The sequence below is a fragment of the Streptomyces xanthophaeus genome (genome assembly GCF_000725805.1).
GTDB classification, from domain to species: domain Bacteria; phylum Actinomycetota; class Actinomycetes; order Streptomycetales; family Streptomycetaceae; genus Streptomyces; species Streptomyces xanthophaeus.
On the sequence record NZ_JOFT01000019.1, the window covers coordinates 28,718 to 51,862 of the forward strand.

General features: G+C 70.4%; 19 protein-coding genes. 13 read left to right on the forward strand and 6 right to left on the reverse strand.

From position 1 onward, the window contains the following. Positions 1-419: 419 nt before the first annotated feature. The 4 genes from IO30_RS47605 (at position 420) to IO30_RS0113365 (ending at position 8,609) form a co-directional block, all read left to right on the forward strand. On the forward strand, positions 420-6,656 hold the full coding sequence (locus IO30_RS47605; RefSeq protein WP_272933179.1) for a DNRLRE domain-containing protein: 6,237 nt from the start codon (positions 420-422) through the stop codon (positions 6,654-6,656). 142 nt (positions 6,657-6,798) lie between these two features. Further along, positions 6,799-7,278 carry a GNAT family N-acetyltransferase gene (locus tag IO30_RS0113355; RefSeq protein WP_157853227.1) on the forward strand — a complete coding sequence of 160 codons (480 nt, stop codon included), beginning with the start codon at positions 6,799-6,801 and terminating at the stop codon, positions 7,276-7,278. Between the two features lie 377 nt (positions 7,279-7,655). Next, entirely contained in the window at positions 7,656-7,829 is a 174-nt protein-coding gene (locus IO30_RS43365) for a CsbD family protein (protein WP_078904666.1), read from the forward strand. A 237-nt stretch (positions 7,830-8,066) separates the two neighbouring features. Then, on the forward strand, positions 8,067-8,609 hold the full coding sequence (locus IO30_RS0113365) for a type 1 glutamine amidotransferase domain-containing protein (RefSeq protein ID WP_031142610.1): 543 nt from the start codon (positions 8,067-8,069) through the stop codon (positions 8,607-8,609). Between the two features lie 20 nt (positions 8,610-8,629). Here IO30_RS0113365 and IO30_RS0113370 read toward each other — a convergent pair whose 3' ends face one another. Further along, positions 8,630-9,589, reverse strand: a complete 960-nt coding sequence (locus IO30_RS0113370; RefSeq protein WP_031142612.1) for a DUF1152 domain-containing protein — start codon at positions 9,587-9,589, stop codon at positions 8,630-8,632. Between the two features lie 137 nt (positions 9,590-9,726). Further along, positions 9,727-10,857: an NADH:flavin oxidoreductase gene (locus IO30_RS0113375; protein ID WP_031142613.1), complete on the reverse strand. Its 1,131-nt coding sequence runs from the start codon at positions 10,855-10,857 to the stop codon at positions 9,727-9,729. 184 nt (positions 10,858-11,041) lie between these two features. Between IO30_RS0113375 and IO30_RS0113380 the strand changes: the two genes are divergently transcribed. Beyond that, a complete protein-coding gene (locus IO30_RS0113380; protein WP_078903977.1) occupies positions 11,042-11,533 on the forward strand; it encodes a MarR family winged helix-turn-helix transcriptional regulator in 492 nt (163 codons plus the stop codon). 117 nt (positions 11,534-11,650) lie between these two features. Beyond that, positions 11,651-12,241 carry a hypothetical protein gene (locus IO30_RS0113385; RefSeq protein WP_031142616.1) on the forward strand — a complete coding sequence of 197 codons (591 nt, stop codon included), beginning with the start codon at positions 11,651-11,653 and terminating at the stop codon, positions 12,239-12,241. Positions 12,242-12,389: 148 nt separating this feature from the next. Here the strand turns inward: IO30_RS0113385 and IO30_RS0113390 are convergent, their stop codons facing one another. From IO30_RS0113390 to IO30_RS0113400, 3 genes are all read right to left on the reverse strand, one after another. Further along, complete coding sequence (locus IO30_RS0113390) at positions 12,390-12,800, reverse strand: hypothetical protein (protein WP_078904667.1); 411 nt, start codon at positions 12,798-12,800, stop codon at positions 12,390-12,392. A 347-nt stretch (positions 12,801-13,147) separates the two neighbouring features. Continuing rightward, positions 13,148-13,384 (reverse strand): chaplin, encoded by a 237-nt coding sequence (locus tag IO30_RS0113395; RefSeq protein ID WP_051902212.1) that lies wholly within the window; start codon positions 13,382-13,384, stop codon positions 13,148-13,150. Between the two features lie 163 nt (positions 13,385-13,547). Then, complete coding sequence (locus IO30_RS0113400; protein ID WP_234321689.1) at positions 13,548-14,714, reverse strand: phospholipase D-like domain-containing protein; 1,167 nt, start codon at positions 14,712-14,714, stop codon at positions 13,548-13,550. Positions 14,715-15,265: 551 nt separating this feature from the next. Between IO30_RS0113400 and IO30_RS0113405 the strand changes: the two genes are divergently transcribed. The 4 genes from IO30_RS0113405 (at position 15,266) to IO30_RS0113420 (ending at position 19,760) form a co-directional block, all read left to right on the forward strand. Beyond that, positions 15,266-16,069 (forward strand): alpha/beta fold hydrolase, encoded by an 804-nt coding sequence (locus IO30_RS0113405; RefSeq protein ID WP_031142622.1) that lies wholly within the window; start codon positions 15,266-15,268, stop codon positions 16,067-16,069. Continuing rightward, positions 16,066-17,358, forward strand: a complete 1,293-nt coding sequence (locus IO30_RS0113410) for a PP2C family protein-serine/threonine phosphatase (RefSeq protein ID WP_031142624.1) — start codon at positions 16,066-16,068, stop codon at positions 17,356-17,358. Before IO30_RS0113405 ends, IO30_RS0113410 begins: the two co-directional genes overlap by 4 nt. Positions 17,359-17,479: 121 nt before the next feature. Next, a complete protein-coding gene (locus IO30_RS0113415) occupies positions 17,480-18,538 on the forward strand; it encodes a fatty acid desaturase family protein (protein ID WP_031142626.1) in 1,059 nt (352 codons plus the stop codon). Between the two features lie 109 nt (positions 18,539-18,647). Continuing rightward, positions 18,648-19,760, forward strand: coding sequence for an AI-2E family transporter (locus tag IO30_RS0113420; RefSeq protein ID WP_051859221.1), 1,113 nt, complete (start codon positions 18,648-18,650; stop codon positions 19,758-19,760). A gap of 90 nt (positions 19,761-19,850) precedes the next feature. Here IO30_RS0113420 and IO30_RS0113425 read toward each other — a convergent pair whose 3' ends face one another. Beyond that, positions 19,851-20,078, reverse strand: coding sequence for a hypothetical protein (locus IO30_RS0113425; protein ID WP_031142629.1), 228 nt, complete (start codon positions 20,076-20,078; stop codon positions 19,851-19,853). 235 nt (positions 20,079-20,313) lie between these two features. Between IO30_RS0113425 and IO30_RS0113430 the strand changes: the two genes are divergently transcribed. The 3 genes from IO30_RS0113430 to IO30_RS0113440 all read left to right on the forward strand — a co-directional run bounded on the left by IO30_RS0113430 (position 20,314) and on the right by IO30_RS0113440 (position 23,046). Continuing rightward, the gene (locus IO30_RS0113430; RefSeq protein ID WP_031142631.1) at positions 20,314-21,192 is read left to right on the forward strand and encodes a hypothetical protein; all 879 of its coding nucleotides are present in this window, start codon (positions 20,314-20,316) and stop codon (positions 21,190-21,192) included. 78 nt (positions 21,193-21,270) lie between these two features. Further along, positions 21,271-22,080, forward strand: a complete 810-nt coding sequence (locus IO30_RS0113435) for a hypothetical protein (RefSeq protein ID WP_051902214.1) — start codon at positions 21,271-21,273, stop codon at positions 22,078-22,080. Between the two features lie 201 nt (positions 22,081-22,281). After that, positions 22,282-23,046 carry a 2OG-Fe dioxygenase family protein gene (locus tag IO30_RS0113440; protein ID WP_031142634.1) on the forward strand — a complete coding sequence of 255 codons (765 nt, stop codon included), beginning with the start codon at positions 22,282-22,284 and terminating at the stop codon, positions 23,044-23,046. Positions 23,047-23,145: the final 99 nt, after the last annotated feature.

Genomic DNA, 23,145 nt, shown 5'->3' on the forward strand with positions numbered 1-23,145 from the left:
CGTGAGCGTGGATCTTGCACCTGGCCCGGGCGCGGACGGTCTCTGCCGTGCCGCATGGACGCAGAACCAAGGCTGCGGATCGAGATCAGCCAGCCTACCAGGAGCAGTGACAGGCCCGTAGGGGCCGGCTGCCCGCCCTGTGTGCGCAACCAGGGGTGTCCGAGGGCCCGTTCGACAGCCGTGCTCCGGCAGCCGGGTGCCGCAGATAAAGATCATCTAACGATGCAGGAACCGTGTCCGCTTTGGGGTGGAAGGGCGAAGAGCCCGCACAGGACACACATATTTTCGTCTCATCCACTCACAGAAGGATGAACGCTTTGATATCCCAAAGCAGTTATCTCTCGCCCCAGGGGGCGAGAGGCAACCGACCACGTGGCGCCACACGACTGCGCGTCACAGCGGCCGCCCTCGCCGTGCTGATGACCGGCTCCGCCATGGAAGCCGTCGCCGCGACACCCAAACCCTCCGAGGCGGCGAAGCCCGCGGTCACCGAGGCCGCCGACCTGCCCTCCGCGCAGGTCGCCGCCAAACTCGCCGGACGACGCGTCGAGGCGCTGTCGGAACGCGACGAGTCCACGACCACCTGGGCGAACCCCGACGGCACCGTCACGACCGAAGCCGCGGCCGGCCCGGTGCGCTTCCGCGACGCCGCGGGCAGCTGGAAGCCGATCGACATCGGCCTGACACGGCACGGCGACGGATCGGTCGGGGCGAAGGCCCATCCGCTCGGCCTCAAGCTGGCCGGCCGTACCGAGAGCAAGGCCCGCGCCGGCGCGGCGCCGGCGGACGGCCGTACCGCCGCCGCGGCGCCCGCCGCGGGCGCCCCGGACCCGGCCGCCACGGCCGTACCCCTGGTGTCGCTCGACGACCAGCAGGGCAAGACGATGGCCCTGTCCTGGCGCGGCGCGCTGCCGCAGCCGGTCCTCAAGGACACCGTCGCCCGCTATCCCGACGTCCTCGCCTCGACCGACCTGCTCATCGAGTCCACGCGTACCGGCTTCGAGCAGTACCTGGAGCTGAAGGACCGACAGGCGGTCGCCGCCACCGGGGCGGTCACCCTCACCCTGCAGGCCAAGGGCCTGGAGGTCCGGGCGAACAAGGACCGCTCGCTCACCTTCGTCGATCCCAAGACGGGCCGCGAGGCGGGCGGACTGCCCGCACCGGTCATGTGGGACGCCTCGGTCGACGAGCGTTCCGGGGAGCACACCCGGCGGGCGGACGTCGGCATCTCCGTCCTCCAGCGCGGCGACCAGGTCGACCTGACACTGACTCCGGACGCCGCCTTCCTCAAGGACCCGAAGACGAAGTTCCCGGTCACCGTCGACCCGGCCGTGAACCTCGGCGCGAGCTTCGACACCTTCGTCCAGCAGGGCTACGCGACCGACCAGTCGGCGGCCACCGAGCTCAAGCTCGGCAACAACGGCTCCGGCCAGGTGGCCCGTTCGTTCCTGAGCTTCCCCATGGCGAAGATCAGCGGCAAGCAGATCCTCTCCGCCAATCTGAGCCTGTGGAACTTCCACTCCTGGTCGTGCACGGCGAAGGGCTGGGAGGTCTGGGACACCGGTACGCCATCCACGGCCAGCCGCTGGACCGCCCAGCCGGGCTGGCACAAGAAGTGGGCCTCCCCGACCGCGACCAAGGGGCACTCCGCGGGCTGCGCCGACGGCTGGGTCAGCGCGGACATCAAGACCCTCGCCCAGGCGTGGGCGGGCAACGGCAACTCCGTCAACAGCCTCGGCATCCGCGCGGCCGATGAGGGCGACCCGTTCGGCTGGAAGAAGTTCAACTCCGGCAACGCGGCGACCAACACCCCGTACATGTCGGTGACGTACAACACCAAGCCGGGTCAGGCCGTCCCCATGTCACCGCTCACCGGCGCTGCCACCAACGACACCACCCCCACCCTGACCGGCAAGGCCACCGACGCCGACGGCAACACCGTCCAGCTCTCCTACGAGATATGGACCTCCGCCGGCACCGCCGCCCTACAGACCGGCAAGTCGGCCTTCACGGCCTCCGGCGCGGGCGCGCCGTGGACCCCGGCCACGGCCCTCGCACAGGGCGCGTACAAGTGGCGGGCCGCGGTGTACGACGGCACGACCTGGAACGGCACCTGGTCGGCGTGGCAGAACTTCACCGTGGACACCACCGCGCCCACCGCCCCCGGGATCAACTCGACCGACTTCCCGGCCGGCGTCTGGTCCGGAACCCCCGACGCGACGGGCAAGTTCTCCGGCACCTTCACCCTGACCCCGCCCGCCACCGGTGCCACCGGCGTCCAGTACCGCCTCGACAACGGCGGCTGGACCACCCTGGCCACCACCGGCTCGCCGGTCACCGCGAAGCTCACCTTCCCCGCGGGCGAGCACGCCCTCGCCGTCCGCTCCAGGGACGCTGCGGGCAACACCTCGGCCGAGGCCAAGTACGTCTTCAGCGCGGGCAGCGGCGGTTCGGCCCTGCTCGCCCCGGGCGACGGCGACCGGCCCGCACGCAGGCTGACCCTCTCCGCCGAGGGGCGCAGCACTTTCACCGGGGTGACCTACCAGTACCGGCGGGGTGAGACCGACACCTGGAAAAACGTTCCCGCAGGGGATGTCCGCACCTCGCTCGGCGCCACGCTGACGGCCTGGCCGGCCGCTGCACCGCAGGGCAAGCCGTCCCCGCTGACCTGGAACGTCGTCGACACCCTCGCCGAGGACGGCCCGATCGAGATCCGTGCCGGATTCACGTCGGGGCTGACCGCCTCCTACTCGCCCGGACGCACCGTCACGGTCGACCGCAACGCGGGCACCGCGCCGACCCAGCAGCTCGGCCCCGGCGTCCTCAACACGCTCACCGGCGACTACATCCTCTCCGCCACCGACGCCTCGGCCTTCGGCATGAGCGTCGCCCGCACCTCCACCTCGCGCGGCCGCAACGACGCGCCCTCCGGGACCGTCGCGATCTTCGGCCCCGGCTGGCGCTCGGACACCGTCCTCGACGAGAAGGACTCCTGGTCGCTGCTGAAGAAGACCTCCGACACCTCCGTCGCGCTGGTCGGCACCAACGGCCTGGAACTCGGCTTCACCGCCACCTCGGGCGGCGGCTGGCGGCCCGAGCCCGGCGCCGAGGAACTGAGGCTGACCGGTTCCACGACCGGATCCTTCACGCTCAAGGACACCGCGGGCAAGGTCACGACCTTCACGAAGGCCGACCCCGGCCTGCCCGCCTGGCAGGCGAGCAGAGTCCACCAGGAGGGCCTGACGGGCTCCACCCAGGTGGTCTCCGAGGCCGTGACCGTGGACGGGAAGAAGCTCGTCCGCCCGCAGCGCATCGTCGCCCCGACCTCGGCGGCCACCGCCGAGACCTGCGTGGCCGCCCCTGCCACCAAGGGCTGCCGGTCCCTGGAGTTCGTGTACGCCACGGCGACCACGGCCACCGGGCACAGCACCGCGGCCGAGTTCGGCGACTTCACCGGGCAGGTGAAGGAGATCCGCCAGTGGTCCACCGAGCCCGGCGCCGCGAACGCCACGTCCCGGCCCGTCGCCTCGTACCGCTACGACGCCGCCGGACGGCTGCGCCAGGTCTGGAACCCCAACCTGTCGCAGGGCAGCCAGAACCAGTACTCGTACGACAGCGCGGGCCGGGTCTTCTGGCTGCACGCGCAGAACGAGCCGGCCTGGACCTTCACCTACGGCAAGGCGGGCAACAGCTCCGCCGCGGGCGAGGGCATGCTCCTGAAGCTCTCCCGGCCCGGGCTGAAGCAGGGCACCAAGGACGTCGAGGAGGGCGCGTCCACCCAGTACGTGGTCTACGACGTGCCGCTGACCGGCGCGAAGGCCCCGTACGCCATGAGCGCGGCCGACGTCGCCGCCTGGGGACAGGCTGACGCCCCCACCGACGCCACGGCCGTGCTTCCGCCGGACACCCCGGTGCCCGCGCACGACGGAGCCGCCCTCACCAGCGCCTCCTACGGCCGCGCGTCCGTGGTCTACACCGACGCCTCCGGCCGCGAGGTCAACACCGCCGCGCCCGGCGGTCACCTCAACACCACCGAGTACGACGTCCGGGGCAACATCGTCCGCTCGCTGTCCGCGGCGAACCGGTCCCTCGCCCTGGGCCTCACCCCGGCGGACGTCACCGCGCAGAACGAGCTGGGCATCGCCAAGCTCGGGACCGCCGAGCGGGCCGAGGCGCTGTCCGCCCGGACCGTCTATGACGACGAGGGCCTCCTCGCCGTCGAGACGCTCGGTCCGCTGCGGCGCATCGCGCTGGCCGACGACCTGAAGTCGGGCAGCACGGTCCTCGTCGCGGCAGGCACCCTGGTCACGGCCCGCAACTGGACGAAGTCGGCCTACGACGAGGGCCGCCCCACCGACGGGACCGCCGTGGTGGAGAACCAGATCACCGGCACCGTGGAGGGCGCCCAACTGCCCGAGCACCCGACGCTGATGGCCGACGCGCGCAGCGCCAAGCAGGCGTACGACTGGAAGAAGGGCCTCCAGACCAAGGTCACCGAGGACGCCGACGGCGAGGCACTGACCTCGCTGATCGAGTACGACGACCAGGGGCGCGCCGTCAAGGAGACCCTGCCCGGGGCCACCGGGACCGACGCGACGACCCAGCTCACCCAGTACTGGTCCGCGGGCGGCACCGGACCGTGCTCGGGCCGCCCCGAGTGGGCCGACCTGCCCTGCTCGACCGGTCCGGCGGGTGACATCACCGGCGGCGGCTCCAACCCCTCGAAGCGGCCGACGGTCACCTCCGAGTACAACTGGTGGGGTCACGAGACCAAGGTCACCGAAGCCGTCGGAGCCCAGTCCCGGACCACCACCAGCAGCTACGACAATGCCGGGCGCGTCGAGTCCGTCAAGGTCACCGGGGGACTCGGCGAGGCCACCCCGGAGACCCGTACCGAGTACGACCCGGACACCGGCAACCCCGTCAAGACCGTGTCCTCCACCGCGGGCACCATCACCATGGAATACGACAAGCTCGGCCGCCTCATCGCGTACACGGACGCCGACGGCGGCGTGACGCGGACGGAGTACGACCTCCTCGACCGGCCCACCCGGATCAGCGACTCGGTGCCGTCCGCGGTGACGTACGCCTACGACCACGCCGCCGAGCCGCGGGGCATGGCCACGTCCGCCACCGACTCGGTCGCGGGCACCTTCGGCGTCACGTACGACGCCGACGGCCAGGTGGCCTCCGAGAAGCTGCCCGGCGGCTACACGCTCACCCAGCGGGACGACGCCGCGGGAGCGGTCGTCGCCAAGAGCTACACCCGGGACAGCGACGGCCTGTCCGTCATGACCGACACGGTCACCCGGTCCGTGCACGGCGAGATCACCCAGCACTCCGGCTGGTCGAGCCAGTCCTACGACTACGACGGCCTCGGCCGTCTGACGTCCGTCCGGGACCAGGCGGGCGACGTCTGCACGACGCGCACCTACACGCACGACAAGCGGGCCAACCGGACCTCGTCCACCGCCGCCGCCGGCGCCGTCGGCGCGGCCTGCCCGGCCACGGGCGGCACCGTCCGGACCCACACCTACGACAGCGCCGACCGGCTGACGGACGCGGGCACCGCGTACGACGCCTTCGGCCGGACCACCGCGCTGCCCGGCAGCACGCTCGAGTACTACACCAACGACCTGGTACGCCGTCAGAGCACGGCGGAACAGCGTCAGACCTGGGCGCTCGACCCCAACCACCGCATCCGGTCCTGGACGGTGGAGTCGAACAGCGAAGGAACCTGGAACCAGGTCGAGTCCAAGCTCAACCACTACGACGGTGAGGGGGACAGCCCGCGCTGGATCGTGGAGGACACCGCCACCGGCGAGCTCACCCGCGTCGTCGACTCCGTGACGGGCGAGTTCTCGGCCACCACCTCCGCGGCCGGGGACACGGTGCTCCAGCTGTCGAACATCCACGGTGACGTCGCCCTCCAGCTCCCCCTGGACCCGGAGCAGGCACCGCTGGTGCTCGACACCGACGAGTACGGCAACCCCCGCAGCGGCCAGCCCGCCGTCCGGTACGGCTGGCTCGGCGGCAAGCAGCGCTCGGGCGAGACCCTCTCGGGTCTGACCCTGCTCGGCGTGCGCCTCTACAACCCGGACACCGGCCGCTTCACGAGCACGGACCCGGACCCGACGGGCGGAGCCAACGCCTACGCCTACTGCTCGGCCGACCCGGTCAACTGCCGTGACACCACGGGAATGCTGGACTACACCTTCAAGTTCCAGCTGGGGATGGGCCGGGCCTACCTGTCGGACTTCTTCAACCACTTCATGAAGAACTTCGGCAAGATCTTCCCCTTGAAGGGCCGCGCCAAGTCCGTCACCCGGGTCGGCCAGACGATGGACCTCCGGGACTCCATCGCGGGCTTCGGCTCGATCAACTTCAACGTGCGGGTGGGCTTCATCGGCTCCACCAGCCTGCGGCTCGACGCGCGCAAGGGAAGCATCGTCTACGGCAAGAACTCGTACATCTCGTTCGAGCTCAACAAGCCGAAGTCGGACAGCAAGCGCTTCGGCCAGTTCTACCTGACCGTCCACGGCCACACGAACGGCAAGACGTGGGCCGACCGGTGGATCCCCGGATTCATGTACAAGAAGGGCGCCAACAACACCTGGAGCAAGCTGGCGAGCAACCTGCGCCGCCACGTCTGGTGACCACCTCGTAGAAGGCAAGGGGCGGCACGCGCGGTCACGCGCATGCCGCCCCTTGCACGTGTCGGGCCGCGCCGGCGGACAACCGTGATCTAGTCGGGCCGACAGCTCCTGGTAGCGATCGAGAAGGGTGGTGGTCCGGGCCGTGCCCACCAACGGCGCCTGGCGGATCCGACGCGCCGAACCGGACGAGGCCGGCGGGCTCGAAGGGCTCCAGCAGCGCTCGTCCGCGCACTGGGGCTATCCACCGGGCTACTTCGACTGGGCGGGTGACGCCCTGGCGATCCCGGACGCCTACGTCCGGAACAACCCGGTCTTCGTCCTGGAGGAGGACGGCAAGAGCCTTGGCTTCTACGCTTTCACCGAGTTCACCGAGCAGGAAGGCGACCTGCTCCTGGACAAGCTCTTCGTCGACGCCGATGAGATCGGCAAGGGCTACGGCAGGCATCTCTGGCAGCATGCGATCCGGACGGCGCACGAGCTCGGGCGGTCCGAGTTCATCATTGCCTCGGACCCGAACGCCGCTCCGTTCTACGCAGCCATGGGCGCCGTGCAGTATGCGACGAAACCGACCGCCGAGCCGACCTGGACCCTGCACCTGTTCCGGTACACCCTCGCGAACTAGCGTTCGCCTGATGGAGTGCGCAGACCAGATGGTGATCCCGTGGAGTCGGAGGTAGCCGACGGGGTCGATGTCGGTGCCGTAGCCAGGGCCAGTGCGGATCTCGAAGTGGAGATGCGGGCTGCGGATCTGGCCGCCCACCTCGCCACCCGTCACAACCGCGACCACACACAGGCCCGAGCCGAGTACGAACTCCACCTGATGGCCGCGCGGCGCCCCGCGCTGCGCCCCGCCGCGATCGACGGAATGCTGCTGTCATGGACCAGACCCTCCAGATCCCCACGAAGCCCTGATCACCCTTACGGACCCCGTTTGGGAGAAGGCCGACCGGTCATACGCGATCTCGAAAGACGTTTCCGTCGAACGAGGAGTGATCAGCTGTGTCTGGTGAGCAGAAGACCGAGGCAAAGGGCGAGCAGGCCAAGGGCAAGCTCAAGGAGACCGTCGGCCGCCTCACGGGCAACGAGCAGATGACCTCGGAGGGCCGCGCGGAGCAGGCCAAGGGCGATGTCCGCGAGGCCAAGGAGAAGGTCAAGGACGCCTTCAAGCACTGACTCGTTCCTCCGCTCTCGGCAACCGCGACCACACACAGGCCCGAGCCGAGTACGAACTCCACCTGATGGCCGCGCGGCGCCCCGCGCTGCGCCCCGCCGCGATCGACGGAATGCTGCTAGCCCGCGAGCCAGTCCGGCCCACCAAGCCGGCTCGTTCCGATTTCAAGCGCCGCAGCACAAACCGCGCGCCGCTTCACCGCGGTGCGGGACAGCGACCCACCCAAGGAAGTGAACCTCGTGCGCATCGCCTTTCTCACCGCCCCTGAAGGAGTCGAGCAGGTCGAACTCACGGAACCCTGGAAGGCGGCCGAGCAAGCCGGATGGAACCCCCGACTGGTTTCGACGGAGCCCGGACGGATCCGTGCCTACAACCACCTCGACAAGGCGGACACCTTCCCGGTCGACCACGTCCTGGGAGGCGACACGTCCGACGGCTTCGATGCCCTGGTGCTGCCCGGTGGCGTCGCCAATCCCGACGCGCTCCGCATGGACGACCGGGCCGTGGCCTTCACCCGTCACTTCTTCGAGACGGGCAAGCCCGTAGCTGCGATCTGCCATGCGCCCTGGATCCTGGTGGAGGCCGATGTCGTCCGAGGCAGGACGCTGACCTCGTGGCCGAGCCTGGCCACCGACATCCGGAATGCGGGCGGCAACTGGGTCGACGAAGAGGTACGCATCTGCCGCTCGGAGCCCTCCACCCTGATCACCAGCAGGAAGCCCGACGACCTCGAGGCGTTCTGCGCCGCCTTCGTCAAGGAATTCGCAGCCGCGCAGAGCTGATTCCCCCTGCCCGGCGGGCGTCAGTGCGGGATGCGGCGCGCCGGGCGCGTGACGACCTCGTCGCGGAACTCCGCGATCCGGGACTGGACCTGGCGCAACAGGTGGGTGTCCTCGATGTGTTCCAGGTAGAGGCAGCGCGCCGCCAGGCCCGGTAGGTCGAAGGCGAAGCACAGCGACATCAGCGGGTTGACGAACAACTCGCTGTCGCGGGTGCGGGTGGTGAACCGGACGTCCCCGAAGTCGCCCCGGACGGCCGCGGCTATCGAGCCGTTCACGATGCTCGGACGGCCGGGGGTGTGGTCCTGGGCGTGCTGGACGGCGTCGAGGTAGAGCGCCCCCTCACGGGTGGCCCGTGGCACGGAGAACGCCCCGAGGTACGCCCCCTCGCGTTCCAGTGCCGCGATGTTCTCGAGCACGAGGGCATGGCTGACCCCGTGGTACGCGTCCACGCCGAAGCCGACGGACACCACGAGCCGCTCGGGTACGTCGTCCAGCCCGGCCAGGGCGGCGACGCTGGTCAGATCCTCCTCAGGGGTCCCGAGCCCGGCTTCGTCACCCCGCATGAGGATGTCGGTGCCGCCGTCGACGAGGACCACCGCATCGATGTCGTGGAGGTCGACCAGCGCCCGGTAGGCGGCGCGCAGCGGCTGAACTCCGGTCTGCGGGAAGGCGTAGACCGTGGAGGGATAGCGGTGCAGCCGCAGCCACTGCGCCAGCGTCCGCTCCGGGAAGTAGGCCTGATGCGGTGCGGAGTCGGGCGTGACGACGGCGAGGTCGGGGGCCGCCCAGTCTTCGGGCGGCAGCCCGGCCAGGGAGCTGAACGAGAGGTTGGCCAGGTGGACCTGCTTGCCCTGGTGCATCAGGGACAGGGCGATGGGGAGGCCGGAATAGATGTCGAAGCCCCCGCCCGCGCCGGCGACCAGGATGCGTTCGGCGTCGGCGAGGCGGGTGAACAGGGGGTTGGTGTGCAGGGCCGTCATGCTGATCATTGTGCGGTGCGAAGTGGCCGTGCGATCCCTATTTTCGGAGCGGGAACGGCCCCGTGACCTCGGGGCACCGATGTCACGGGGCGTCCATGGGCCGGAAGTTGTCCGGTGGCCGTCCGGATGGCTTGCGACTACCGGATGAGCGACCTGAGCGCCGCCGCGTCGTACGGCTTCAGCTCGTCGAAGCGGTTGCCGAGGACCTTCGCCGCCCACTGCGGGTCCTGGAGCAGCGCCCGGCCGACGGCGACCATGTCGAACTCGTCGCGTTCCATGCGGTCCAGGAGGTTGTCGATGTCGCCGAGCGCCGCTCCCTCGCCGATGAAGGCGCGGAGGAAGTCGCCGTCGAGGCCGACCGAGCCGACGGTGATGGTGGGCCGGCCGGTGAGCTTCTTGGTCCAGCCCGCCAGGTTCAGGTCCGAGCCCTCGAACTCCGGGAGCCAGTAGCGCCGGGTGGAGGCGTGGAACACGTCGACGCCCGCCGCCGCCAGCGGGGCCAGGATCGTCTCCAGCTCCTCCGGCGTCTGCGCGAGACTGGCGTCGTACGCCTCCTGCTTCCACTGGGAGTAGCGGAAGATCACCGGGAAGTCGGCCGGTACGCGTTCGCGGACCGCGGCCACGATCTCCGCGGCGAACTTCGTGCGGGCCACCGCGTCGCCGCCGTAGGCGTCGGTGCGGCGGTTGGTCCGCTCCCACAGGAACTGGTCGAGCAGGTACCCGTGAGCGCCGTGCAGTTCGACGCCGTCGAAGCCGATCCGCTCGGCCTGTGCGGCGGCCTCGGCGAACGCGCCGATGACGTCGTCGAGGTCGGCGAGGGTCATCGCCTTGCCGGTCCCCTCGGTGCCGTCGACGCGGATGCCGGAGGGGCCGACGGCGGGCGCCTCGGCGTACGGTGCCTCGCCCTGCTTGCGCACCATGCCTATGTGCCACAGCTGGGGCACGATCGTGCCGCCCGCCTCGTGCACGGCCGCGGCGACCTTCGCCCACCCCGCCAGCTGGTCCTCGCCGTGGAAGCGCGGCACCCGGTCGCTCTGCCCGGCGGAATCGTGACCGACGTAGGTGCCCTCGGTGACGATCAGGCCCACACCCGCGGCGGCCCGGCTGGCGTAGTACGCCTGCACGTCCTCGCCGGGCACGCCGCCGGGGGAGAACATCCGCGTCATCGGCGCCATCGCGATGCGGTTGGGGACGGTCAAGCCGTTCAGCTTGACAGGCCGGGACAGGATCTCGGCCGCGCGGGAGGCGGTGGACGTGGTGACGGACATGCGGGTCCTCCGGATTGAGGCTGTGGCTCGTCGGGTGACAACGAGGAGTGCATACTACACACGATATGTATCATGCATATTGCGGGGGGCAGGGGGTCTCCGGACCCCGGGTTCACGGGTCCGCGATAATGGAACGCCGGTAGGAGCGGGAGGCGAAGTGCTGGAGAAACTGGAGCGGGAGCTGATGCTGCTCTCGCGGCACCAGGTGCTGGCCCGGCGCGAGCGCGACCCCGAACGCCTGGAGCGGTCGGCGTACCTGCTGCTCAGCCGGATCGACACCCAAGGCCCCATGTCCATCGGGCAGTTGGCGGAGGCCTTCGGGCTCGACACCTCGACCGTGAACCGTCAGACGGCCGCGCTGCTGCGCTGCGGACTGGCCGAGCGCGTCGCGGACCCGGACGGAGGCATGGCCCGCAAGCTGTGCATCACCGTCGAAGGCGGGCGCCGGCTCGCCGAAGACCGTGAGGTCAACCAGTCCTGCCTGGCCCGGGTCGTCGCAGGCTGGTCGCCTGAGGAGGTCCGGGAGCTGGAGGACGTCCTGGTCCGGCTCAACCGCAGCGCCGAGGCGCTCGAAGGACGCTACTGGCCGCGCACGGAGGAATACGACACCGGCGCCGCATGTCACCCGCCGGTCCCGGTTCCTGCTCCGCAGGCACCCGCCACTCCGGCACCGTAAGAACGCCCGCGGCCCGCCTCGTATCGCTTTCGGCGGATCACCGGACACACAGGGCCGGGTGCGGGCAGGCTGGCAGGAGCGGGCCGGCAACTGCACGGCCGGCCGAGGCTGGAGGGGGTGTCCGCAGTGGACGCGGTGCTGAAGGAGCTCGGGTCGGCGCACGAGGGAACCATCGGGGTGCTGCTGGCCGATGGCAGCGAGCCGGGCCCCGTGTACTTCGACGTGGGCAGCGGGCCCGACATCCCCTCCTCGACGGCCTGGCACGCCTACGACGGCCGACGCGGCCGGCCGAGGGCGGCTGCGCTGCGGGGAGCGTGCTCGTGCGGCTGGCGGGGCATGGCCACGTACACGCTGGACTGGACGCGCCTCAAGGACCGCCCGCTGTGGGAGGCCGGCATCGACCTCTCCGGACCGCTCGCAGACATAGGCGCCCACCTGAGCGTGGTCCGGGACAAGGCAGTGCCCCTGCCCGCACCGCTCACCGCCGTTCTGACCGACCTGGCGGCACAACTCTCCCAGGCCGCGGTACAGAGTCCGCTCGTGGCGCTGAAGGCCTTGGCGGACCTGAGGCACGTGATCGCCGGCGTCGGCCAGGACGCGGCCCGCGCCGTGGCCTTCGGACAGCTCTCCTGGGAGGAGGTGGCGGCGGCACTCGGCACGACCGAGAAGGCCGCCCGCCAGTACGTGACGAGCTACCTGCGGTCCTGAACCCGCCCTGACGGAGCCCGCTGAGGAGGCCGGCGCCCAGCCGACCGGGCCGGTCGCCGCCACCCTGACCCGCAGAACGACGCCGGTCAGGAGCGCGCCGCCAGGCGAAAGCCGGGCATACGGGCCCTTGCGGCCGGGTGCCCCCGCGCTATGCGGGGTGAAGGACGCAATCGATACGGGCCAGGCTTTCCCGCAGTTCGCGAGCCCCCCGGGCGAGGCCCGTGTCAGGATCCCGCGCCAGCTCCTCGCAGAGCCGCATCGCATCGTCGCGGTCGCCGGCGTAGATGGCGAATGCATCAAGGACCGCGGTGTGGATCCAATCCCCATGGTTCGCGTCGGCGACTGCCAGCGCGGACGCGACCACCATCAGTCCGGCCCTGTCCTGCCGTCGCAGCAAGGCTTCTGCGGTCACCCGTGTGATGAAGGTGTCTCCGCGGTCGAGCACCAGCTCCAGCAGCGGCCCGACAGCCTCCTCCATCTCGGCGAAGCAGGCCAGCCCGCGACCGGCGTCCGCCCGGTCCCCGGAATCGGTGCTCCGCCCGAGCTCGGCCAGCGCCACGACAGCCGCACGCCTCAGGGCACTGTTCACCGGCTTCCCCACCCCTCCCGCGTGAATTTCGGCCAAGGTAGCACCACGGGCCCCGGGGCCGACCTGGGCCTCCACGGAGACTGCCCACCACCCGGTCGGAGACGGCAACCCGGCTCACGGGAACGGTCTCCAACCGGCGCCGTACGGGCCTGACCGGATGCGGGTACGCGTAGCGCCCGCGGGTACGCGAAGCGCCCGCCTCCGGTATCGGGGCGGGCGCTCGGGTGTGGGCGGGACGTCCGGGGAGGAGTCCGGTCGCCCCGCTCACGCGTATCGCGTGGCGGGAAGGCCGTGAGGCTGCGCCGGGTGCGTCAGGGTCAGGCGTTGACGCAGGTGTTGCCGAAGGCCGGGTTGAGCAGGCCGATGACGTTGACGGTGTTGCCGCAGACGTTGACCGGGATGTGGACCGGAACCTGGATCAGGTTGCCCGAGAGGACACCCGGGGAGCCCGCGGCCACGCCGTGGGCTCCGGCGTCGGCGGCGGCGACGCCGGCGGCGCCGTGGGTTCTGCCCGGGGGGCAGAACGCGGGCCCTGTCCCCGGGCGGAGGTGCACGCCTCGCCGGGGGACATTGCCGTGTCCTGTGCAACGCGCGCCCCATCCCCGGGACACGGTTTCTCCCCCGGGTGGTGGAATCACCGCGACCGAAAGCGCACCGCGGGGCCTGGCGGTCGTGCCCGGCAGCCGCCGTCAGGTCCGCCGCCGCACCGGGCGCCGGTCACAGGAACCGGCGGATGGGGGCGACGGCGAGCTCGCGCAGCCGTTGCGCCGCGGAGCGCCGTTTCCACCGAGCCGGCTCCATCAGCTCGCTGAGCTGGACGTCCTCGTCGAAGTGACGGTCCAGGGTCGCGGTGAACTCCTCGTCCAGGACCGCGAGCATGATCTCTTCGTCGTGGTCCAGGGAGCGGCGGTTGAAATTGGTGGAGCCGATGAGTGCCGCGATCCCGTCGACGGTGATGACCTTGGCGTGCATCATCGTCGGCTGGTACTCGAATATCTTCACTCCGCAGGCCTGGAGGTCCGCGTAGTAGTTCTGGCCGGCCAGTTGGCAGACCCGCTTGTCGGTGTAGGGGCCGGGCAGGAGGATCTCGACTTCGACGTCCCGGCGAGCTGCTGCGCACAGCAGCTCGATGAAATGGGCGTCCGGGGCGAAGTAGGCGGTGGACAAACGGAACCGCTGCTGGGCGGATTCGATGGCAACCCGGATCAGAGTCTGCATGTCCTGCCAGCCGATGCTGGCCGATCCCCGGACCACCTGCACCACTGCCTGGCCCTGCGGAGTGTGGCTGGTGAAGCGGTCCCGGTCGTCGAAGAGGGTGTCGTGGCACTCGGCCCAATTCTGTGCGAAGGCGGCGGCAACGCCGTCCACGGCGGGGCCGCGCAGCCGGACGTGGGTGTCGCGCCACTCGCTCTCGTTGCGGGCGTTGCCGCACCACTCCTCGGCGATGCCGACTCCGCCGGTGAACGCCGTCTGTTCGTCGACGACGAGCACCTTGCGGTGGCAGCGGTGGTTCTGCTTCAGCGGGGAGAGGTAGAGGGGTTTGCGGAACCACGCCACCTCGGCCCCGGCGTCCTTCATGAGGTCCAGCAGGTCCTGCTCGATGAGGCGGCTGCCGAAGCCGTCCAGCAACAGCCGTACCCGGAGGCCCGCGCGGGCCCGGTCTGCCAGTGCCTGCGCGAACTGGCGGGCTATCTCGCCGCGCCAGTACACGAACGTCATCATGTCGACGGTGTGTTCGGCGCTGCGGATGCTGTCCAGCATCGCCGCGAAGATCTCGTCCCCGTTGCGCAGGGGGAGCAGCGCGTTCCCTTCGGTGGCGGCGATGCCGATCAGCCGCTCGAGGCGCCGTCGCATCCTCTCCTTGCGCTCGGCCACCGGCAGCATCGGGGCTACGCCGGCCGTCCCGCCGAGCAGGCTCGACCCACTGGTCTCCATCGTCATGACTCCACCTGACCGGTCGGGGAAGGTGCCCCCGCACGTCCGGCAACCGTCGGGGCGAGCCGACTGTACACAGCCGCGGACCGGGAATGTGCATGGGCCTCACTTCCTCCCGCCGGCGCCGGGCATTGCTCGCGGGCTGTCGAATATCTGTCACCGCGATGCAAGGATTTGGCGGCCCATGCGGAGAGGGTTTTTGGTGCGGCGGTCAGGGCAAATTGTTCTGCGTATGAATCGCTACGGCGTGCTATTGTTGATCTCCGTTGCAGTCGTGGTTCCCGGAACTTCGAGGGTCTCCAGCAGCCCTGTTGGGGTGGCAGTGAATTCGGACGGAATGTGGTCCGAATATTCACCTCATGTGGGTCAGGTTCTCTTTCGAATCCCATGTGGTCCGTTGTTCTGATTCCCTGCCGCACTTTTCCGATGCGGAAGTTTCCTGGCGCGTTCGGTGTCGAGGAAGGCCCGGCTGGCGCTTCAAGTCAATGACAGGATGACGGATGGATATCCTCCGCAGGAACAACGTGAAGGTCAGCGGAGCAGCCGGCAGCCCCGTGCTGATGCTGGCGCACGGGTTCGGCTGTGACCAGAACATGTGGGCCCTGGTGGCCCCGGCGCTGGCCGAGGAATTCCAGGTCGTGCTGTTCGACTACGTCGGATCGGGCGGCTCCGACGCGACTGCCTGGAGCGCCGATCGATACGCGTCGCTGGACGGATATGCCCGCGACGTGGTCGAGGTGTGCGAAGCCATGGACCTGAGGGACGTGGCTTTCGTCGGGCATTCCGTCAGCGCGATGATCGGGGTCCACGCGGCGGCCATGGCCCCTGAACGGTTCGCCTCCCTGGTCATGGTCGGTCCTTCCCCCTGCTACATCGACGACGGCGCCTACCGCGGCGGCTTCAGCGCCGAGGACATCGACGAACTGCTGGAGGCGCTCGAATCGAACTACCTCGGGTGGTCGGCCGCCATGGCGCCGGTGATCATGGCCAATCCTGAGCGTCCGGAACTGGGGGAGGAGCTGGCCAACAGCTTCTGCGCCACCGATCCCGCCATCGCCCGCGTCTTCGCCCGCACCACGTTCCTCTCCGACAGCCGCGACGACCTGGAGTCCGTGAGCGTGCCGACGCTGGTACTGGAATGCTCCCAGGACGTGATCGCGCCGCGCGGGGTCGGCAGCTACGTCCACGCGGCCGTTCCCGGGAGTCGCCTGGTCACCTTGGACGCAACGGGCCACTGCCCCCAGCTGAGTGCTCCCGAGGCCACCACGTCAGCCATCCGCGCGTTCCTGCGGGGGCTGCGGTGACGGGCCGCAGTGCCCGGAACTCCGAGCGGCCCGAAGACGAAGGGCCGGCCACCGACGCGGTGTTCTCCGCCATGCTGGAGGACACCGCCGAGGAACTCTACGAGTCGGCGCCCTGCGGCTACTTGTCCACCCTGATGGACGGCACGGTCGCCAGGATCAACGGAACGCTCCTGGGCTGGCTCGGCCTCACGCGCGAGGAAGTCGTGGGCCGCAAACGCTTCACCGAACTCCTCACGATCGGCGGCAAGCTCTACCACGAGACGCACTTCGCGCCGCTCCTGCGTATGCAGGGAAAGATCAGCGAGATAGCGCTGGAACTCAAGGCCGCGGACGGGGAGCGCCTCCCGGTCCTCGTCACCTCCAGGGTGAAGACGAGCGGCGACGGCGAGCCGATGCTGATCCGCACCACCGTCTTCGACGCCCGCCAGCGGCGCGCCTACGAAGGCGAACTGCTCCGCGAGCGCCAGGTGGCCGAGGAAGCCCGCCGGCAGGCCGACGGCGACCGCGAGCGGCTGCGCGAAGCACTCGCGGTGCTCCAGCAGAGCCTGCTGCCCGCCGCCCTGCCCGCGGTACCCGGAATGGAGGCGGCCTCCTCCTACCACACCGCCTCCGTCGACCGGCTCGGCGGAGACTTCTACGACCTGTTCCCCCTGGACGGCAAGCGGTGGGCGTTCTTCCTCGGTGACGTCTGCGGCAAAGGGCCCCAAGCCGCCGCCGTCACCTCCCTGACCCGCTACACCCTGCGCGCCGCCGCCCTCCACGACTGCGACCCCGTGGCGGCGCTCACCACCTTGAACACCGTGCTGCACGAGCGGTTCACCGGCGTGGACCCGCGCTACTGCACCGCGATCTTCGGTGTCCTGGAACCCGACACCACCGCCGGAACGGTCGCCGTGCACCTGGCGTCCGGCGGCCATCCCGCGGCACTCGTCGTACGTGCCGACGGCCGGGCCGACTATCTCCCCACGCCCGGCGGCTTCCTCGTCGGGATCCTGCCCGATCCCCACTTCACCTCGGCCGAGACCACGCTCGGCCCCGGCGACTGCCTCCTCCTCTACACCGACGGCCTCACCGAGGCACGCGTCGGCGCGAACCGCGAGCTCTACGGCGAAGACGCCCTGCGCACCTTCGTCGCAGGTCTCACCCGTGCCGGGGCGCCTGAGCTGATCACCGCTCTCACCGGTCTCCTGGAAGGCTTCGGCGCGGGCCTGGACGACGACACGGCGCTGCTCGCCCTCGGAGTGCCGAACCCACCCCCGTCCTCATCACCGCCCGCAACCACGCCGTAGTCGCACCGGCCCGTACGTACAGGGCGCAATCCGGGGTAGGCGCCACAGGGACACATCGGGCGCCGACGCGGCTCCACGGTGCCGAGCCGGCACCCCCACGTACGGAAAGTGACTTCTGATCATGAACTCCTTGCAGACCGTACGTCCCCCGCCCGGACCGGCGGAGCCGGGCAGCGACTTCGCCCGGCTCTCGAAGAAGGTCCAGGCCGCAGGCCTCATGCGGAGGCGCCCCGGCTACTACACCTTCCGCATCGCTGCCGTCACGGCCCTCTACGTCGTCGGCTGGACGGCCTTCGTGCTGATCGGCGACACCTGGTGGACGCTCCTGGCCGCCGGATTCCTCGCCGTCGTGTTCGGGCAGGTGGCCCTCCTCGCGCACGACATCGCGCACCGTCAGGTTTTCCGCCTCCGCAGGTCCAGCGAACTGGCCGGGCGCATCGCCGGGAATCTCGGCATCGGCATGGGATACGGCTGGTGGCAGGACAAGCACAGCCGGCACCACGCCAACCCCAACCACGAGGACCTCGACCCCGACCTCGATCCGGACATCCTCGTCTGGACCCAGGACCAGGCCCGGGTCGCCACGGGACTGCCGCGGCTCCTGGGCCGGCGCCAAGCGCTCCTGTTCTTCCCCCTGCTCACGCTCGAAGGCTTCAACCTGCACGTGTCAGGAGTGCGGTCGCTGGCCGACCGTTCCCTCAAGAACCGGGCGTGGGAAGGCATCCTCCTCCTCACGCATTTCTCGGCCTACCTCGGTGCCCTGCTCCTCGTGCTGTCGCCTGGCAGGGCGATCGCGTTCCTCGTCGTCCACCAATGCCTCTTCGGCGTCTACCTCGGCTCGATCTTCGCCCCCAACCACAAAGGCATGCCGGTCCTGAGGGGCACCGACCGCCCGGACTTCCTGCGCCGCCAGGTGCTGACCTCCCGGGACGTGCGGGGCGGCCGCATCACCGACGTCGTGCTCGGCGGCCTGAACTACCAGATCGAGCACCACCTCTTCCCGAGCATGCCGAGCCCGCACCTGCGCCTGGCCCGGACCATCGTTCGCAGCCACTGCCGGGAGCTGGGCGTCAGCTACCTGGAGACCAGCCTGATCGGCTCGTACCGGCAGACCCTCGCCAGCCTCCACGAAGCAGGCGCCCCGATCCGGCTGAGTCGGCGCCGGGCCGAAGGCGCGTAGGCGAGCGCGGTGTTCGCCCGCGCCGGAGTGCCGACGCGCGGCTGACCAGCGTCGGTCCGGCCTCATGGGTGAGGCCGGGCGTGAGCGGGGCGCCCCATAGGCTGCTCCCATGTCTGACACGCTGAGTTCCAGAAGGACCGCCTCCGCGCTGCGGGCGGCCGCGCGGGTTTCCGCTGAGTTGCTGCTGGTCCTTGTGATGGCCGCCGTGGCGTTGTGGCTCCTGGGCCGGATGTGGCCGATTCTCTGGCCGCTGATAGTGGCTCTGTTCCTCACCACCCTGACGTGGCCCCTGGCCGCCTTTCTACGCCGGTGCGGGTGGCCCCCCGCCCTGGCCGCGGCATCGGTGACCGTGCTGTTCCTCGCCGTCGCCTCGGGCATCGTGGCACTGATCGCCGTCCCGGTGGCGTCACAGTCCGGCGAACTGGGCGACGGCGTGGTCAAAGGCATCCAGCAACTGCGCGGGTGGGCTGCCGGTCCGCCGCTGAACATCGGCGACGCTCAGATCACCGAGGCGTTCGACGCCGCAGTCGCCCGGGCCCAGAAGAGCGTCGGCAGTGCCGTATCCACCGTCGTCACCGGCGTGAGCACCGTCTTCAGCGGCCTGGTCACCGCCGTCCTGGCGCTCTTCCTGATGTTCTTCTTCCTCAAGGACGGTCCGCGGTTCCTGCCGTGGCTCACTCGGCAGCTCCCGGGCCGGTTCGCCACCGACGTCCCGGTGGTCGCCGGGCGCGCCTGGGACACGCTCGGTTCCTTCGTGCGCTCCCAGGCCTTCGTCGGTCTCCTGGACGCCGTCTTCATCGGCCTGGGCCTGTGGATCGTCGGTGTTCCCCTGGTGCTGCCGCTGGCGGTGCTGACCTTCGTCTCCGCGTTCGTGCCGATCGTGGGTGCGCTGTTCGCGGGCTTTGTCGCGGTGCTCATCGCGCTGGTCTCCAACGGTCTGACGGATGCGCTGATCGTGCTGGCGATCATCATCGTGGTGCAGCAGTTGGAGGGGAACGTGTTCCAGCCGATGATCCAAAGCCGCGGCCTCGGCCTCCATGCGGCGGTGATCCTGCTGGCGGTGACGCTGGGCGGCAGCCTGGCCGGAGTGGTCGGCAGCCTGCTGGCCGTACCGGTGGCCGCGCTGATTGCGGTGGTCTGGAACTATCTGCGCGAGCAGCTCATCGAGCCCTCGTCCGGCACGGAGACCGGCCAGTTGCCCACCGACGCCACCCCCGCATAGCGATCAGGACAGCCGGGGAGCCTGCGGCTGCGCCGCAGGCCCGGACGCCGGCGCAGGCGGCGCCGGCGTCCATGAGTGGCTGGTGTGTGCCTAGTCGAAGGAGCTGTTGTTCTTCTTCCCGTCTGCACGGGTGTTGGCGTTCCTGACCTCGCTGGTGGTCGGGTCGCTGTTGAGGTTCGAGTTCAGGGCCGAGATGTGGTCGAGGACGTCGAGGTTGTTGCCGGTGCCGTCCGTGATTCCGGCGTGTGCCGGTCCCGTGACGGCCAGGGCCGCGCCGACGAGAGCGAGGGCAGCGAGTGCGCGCTTGGTGTTGTGCATGATCCGTGAACGATCTCTGACCAGCCAGGTCACGAATGCCCCGGGAGCCGGACGGGAGTTGCGGGCGGCGACGGGCCCCGTGCCCGGCTTCGGCCCGGGCCGAGAACATCGCGGCGTCGGTCGACGCCGACCGGGCGAAGAATGAATTGAACGCGTTCAGCCGGGCTGGCAGACTGGACCCACGCCGCCGACCGGGCGGACGCGTTCGTTCTGCCGTGCCACGAGGGGGGCGGCCGTGCATCAGAAACGGTCGTACGGTCGGATTCTGCTGGTCTCGGCGCTGGTGGGCTGCCTGGAGGTCGCGCTCACCATCGTGGTGATCTTCCTGTACGTCCGGACACAGCCGCCGCCTGACACCCCGGTCGACCATGCCGCCCTGGCAGCAGGCCTGTTGAACTTCGGCATGCTCGTCAGCGTGATCGCCCTCCTGCTGTCCCTGGTCTTCGTGCTGCCGGCGGTGGCATTGGCCGACCTGCTCGGCCGCCGGATCGGTGGCCGCGAGGCGTGGTGGTGGGTGCCGTTGGTGGTTGCGGCCCTGGTGGCACCACCGATCGCGGCCTACGCGGCGTACAACGACAGCGTGGAGACACGGTCCGTGCTCGTCGTCTGGGCGGTGGCAACGGCCGCGCTCTCGGTCGGAGGGCTGGTGGCCAGGCCCCGGTACACGGGACTGGGCCGGCGAGTGGCGCTGTGGGGCACGGCCGTGGTGGCGGGGACGGGCCTGTTCGGCGCACTCGGGCTCACCGTCGGCCTCCTGCCCGCGTACGAGCCGCCGGAGATCGGTCCGGCGACCATGACCGGCACCTGGGTCGACCGCACGAGCGGGAGTCTGGTCTTCCTGCCGGACGGCCGGGTCACGGCCCTCGGAGTCGGCGAGCATGCCCCGGAGGACCACCCCAGCAGCCCGTCACGGCGGTGTTCTGGCTCCGGCACCTGGTCGTACGCATCCGGGCGGGATGCCCGGACCCAGCAAGTCCGCATCCGGGTCCCGGGGTGTCACTGGTCGGCATGGAGCGTCAGCGGCACCGACCGGGAGCCCTGGATCTACCAGCACGTCGGCCCTCCGGATGCCGGGAAGCGGTACCGGCTGCGGAAGGCCGCCGACGGTCCATGAAGCCGGAACGCCGCTTGCAAAACCGGGGGCGTCCAGCGGCGTCCGAAGCCTACGATCGACCGCTGGGGGTGGTGCACGATGTGGCCGTGGCACAGGAGGAGGGACCGGGCAACTGCCGAGACGGAGCCCGACGCCGTACGGTCACGCCCGCAGGCGCAGGCGCAGGAAGTCGACCCGTGGCAGGACTGGCTGAGCCGTTCGCCCGAGGCGCTCGCGGTCCGGCAGTGGTGGGCGGACGCGGCCGAGCAGAGCGTGCAGCTCGGCGAGGACGGATACCGCGAACGCTTGGGCGAACTGCTCTCGCGGCTGTCGCCCCGCGACTTCGCCGCGCTGGGCTTCGGCTGCACCCGCCGGATCGACCGCTCCTGCCGGGAGCCGCAGACCTGCTCACAGGACCCCGCCCCGCAGCCCGCAACTGACGGGCGGACGCGGCGCGAAGGCCCGGTGGCCGGTGCCTGCAACGGCTTCTGGGACTGTTCCAGCCGGTACGGGATCCGGGCCGCCTTCACCGCCGACGACCGCCACCTGGCGGTGACCGTCCACGGCAGCTGGTCCCAGGTGATGCTGTGGGTGGACGGGATCCGGGTGGAGACGCCGAACCCCCTCGAAGAAATCGGCTACTGGGTCGGCGACCGCTTCTACGTCACGGAGACGGCCGCCCCGGACGACCATCCCCTCCAGGGGCACGTCGGCATGGGGGCGATCGCGATCCTCTCGGTGGTGATCCGCGACGTCACCACCGCCACGACCCACATCATGGACCCCGAACCGCACGAGGACTGGTCCTGCCCGGTCGCGGTGCTCCGCGACGGACGGTGGCGCCTCTACCCGACCCTGGAGGCCCGCGACACCGACCGCCCCGACCGCACGCTCACCCTCCCGTCGTAGCCCGGTACGGGAGGGGGCGGCACGGGCACGCCCGCAGCGGTACCCGAGGGCTCGGCGAACTGGCCTGCAGGGGGAGGCGTGCGTAAGGTCGGCACGGGCCGCGGGCACCATGCTCCTGGTGGTGACCTGTTGGAGGGACACGTGGAAAAGGCTGAGCCCCTGGGGCGGTCGCACTCCGATGCCGGAGATCCGGGTCGGGTCGTGGACGCTCTGCGCGAGCGCGGGTTCGCCCGCTACGGTGCCGAGCAACTCGGCATCACCCCGGCCGACTCCGCCGCGCAGGACCTGGCCAGGATCCGGGAGGTCTCCGCGGACCTTCCGCCCGACCCGTACGCCCCGGGGACGAACCGGTTCCGCCGGTACTCCCATGCCGTGTACCTGCCGTGGAAGGACGAACTGTCCTGGATTCCCGGAACCCCTGACCCCCTGCACGGTACGGTCACCGACTTCTCCCAGGGCGAGGACGCGTACCCGCGCCCGCGGCGCGCGCTCCCCGACATCCCCGAGGCGCTGCGCGGCAACGCTCTGCTGCTGCGACTCCTGCGCTGGGACATCGAGCAGGTCCTGTCCCTGAAGGACCTGGGGCGACGGCCGCTGTGGGCCGGTGTCCACCTGATCAGGCTCGGCGTCGACCGTCCCGGCCAGGACGCCGTTTCTTCCCCCGACTGCCTGCACCAGGACGGGGGCTCGGCCCACACGTTCACCTTCGCCCACCTGATCAGCCGTACCAACGTCACCGGCGGGCGGAACGTCATCGCCACTCCGGCCAGCGCGGGCCTCCAGCCCGAGGACCTGTGGGCGGACATCCACGCCGACTTCACCCTCACCGAGCCACTGGACGGCTACGCCGTCCACGACCACAGGGTCAGCCATTACGTCGGCCCTGTCCGCGCGGGCTCCGAGCCAGGGCCGGGCGAACGGTCCATCCTCATCGTCGGCGTCGCCCCGTACGTCCCCCAGCTGTGACACGTACCGGCACCCGGGGCCGTGGCATGCGGAGCCCCGGTTCGGATGCTGCAATGAGCTGAGCAGGAGTGTGGCCGGCCGACCTGCGCCGTAGTGGGC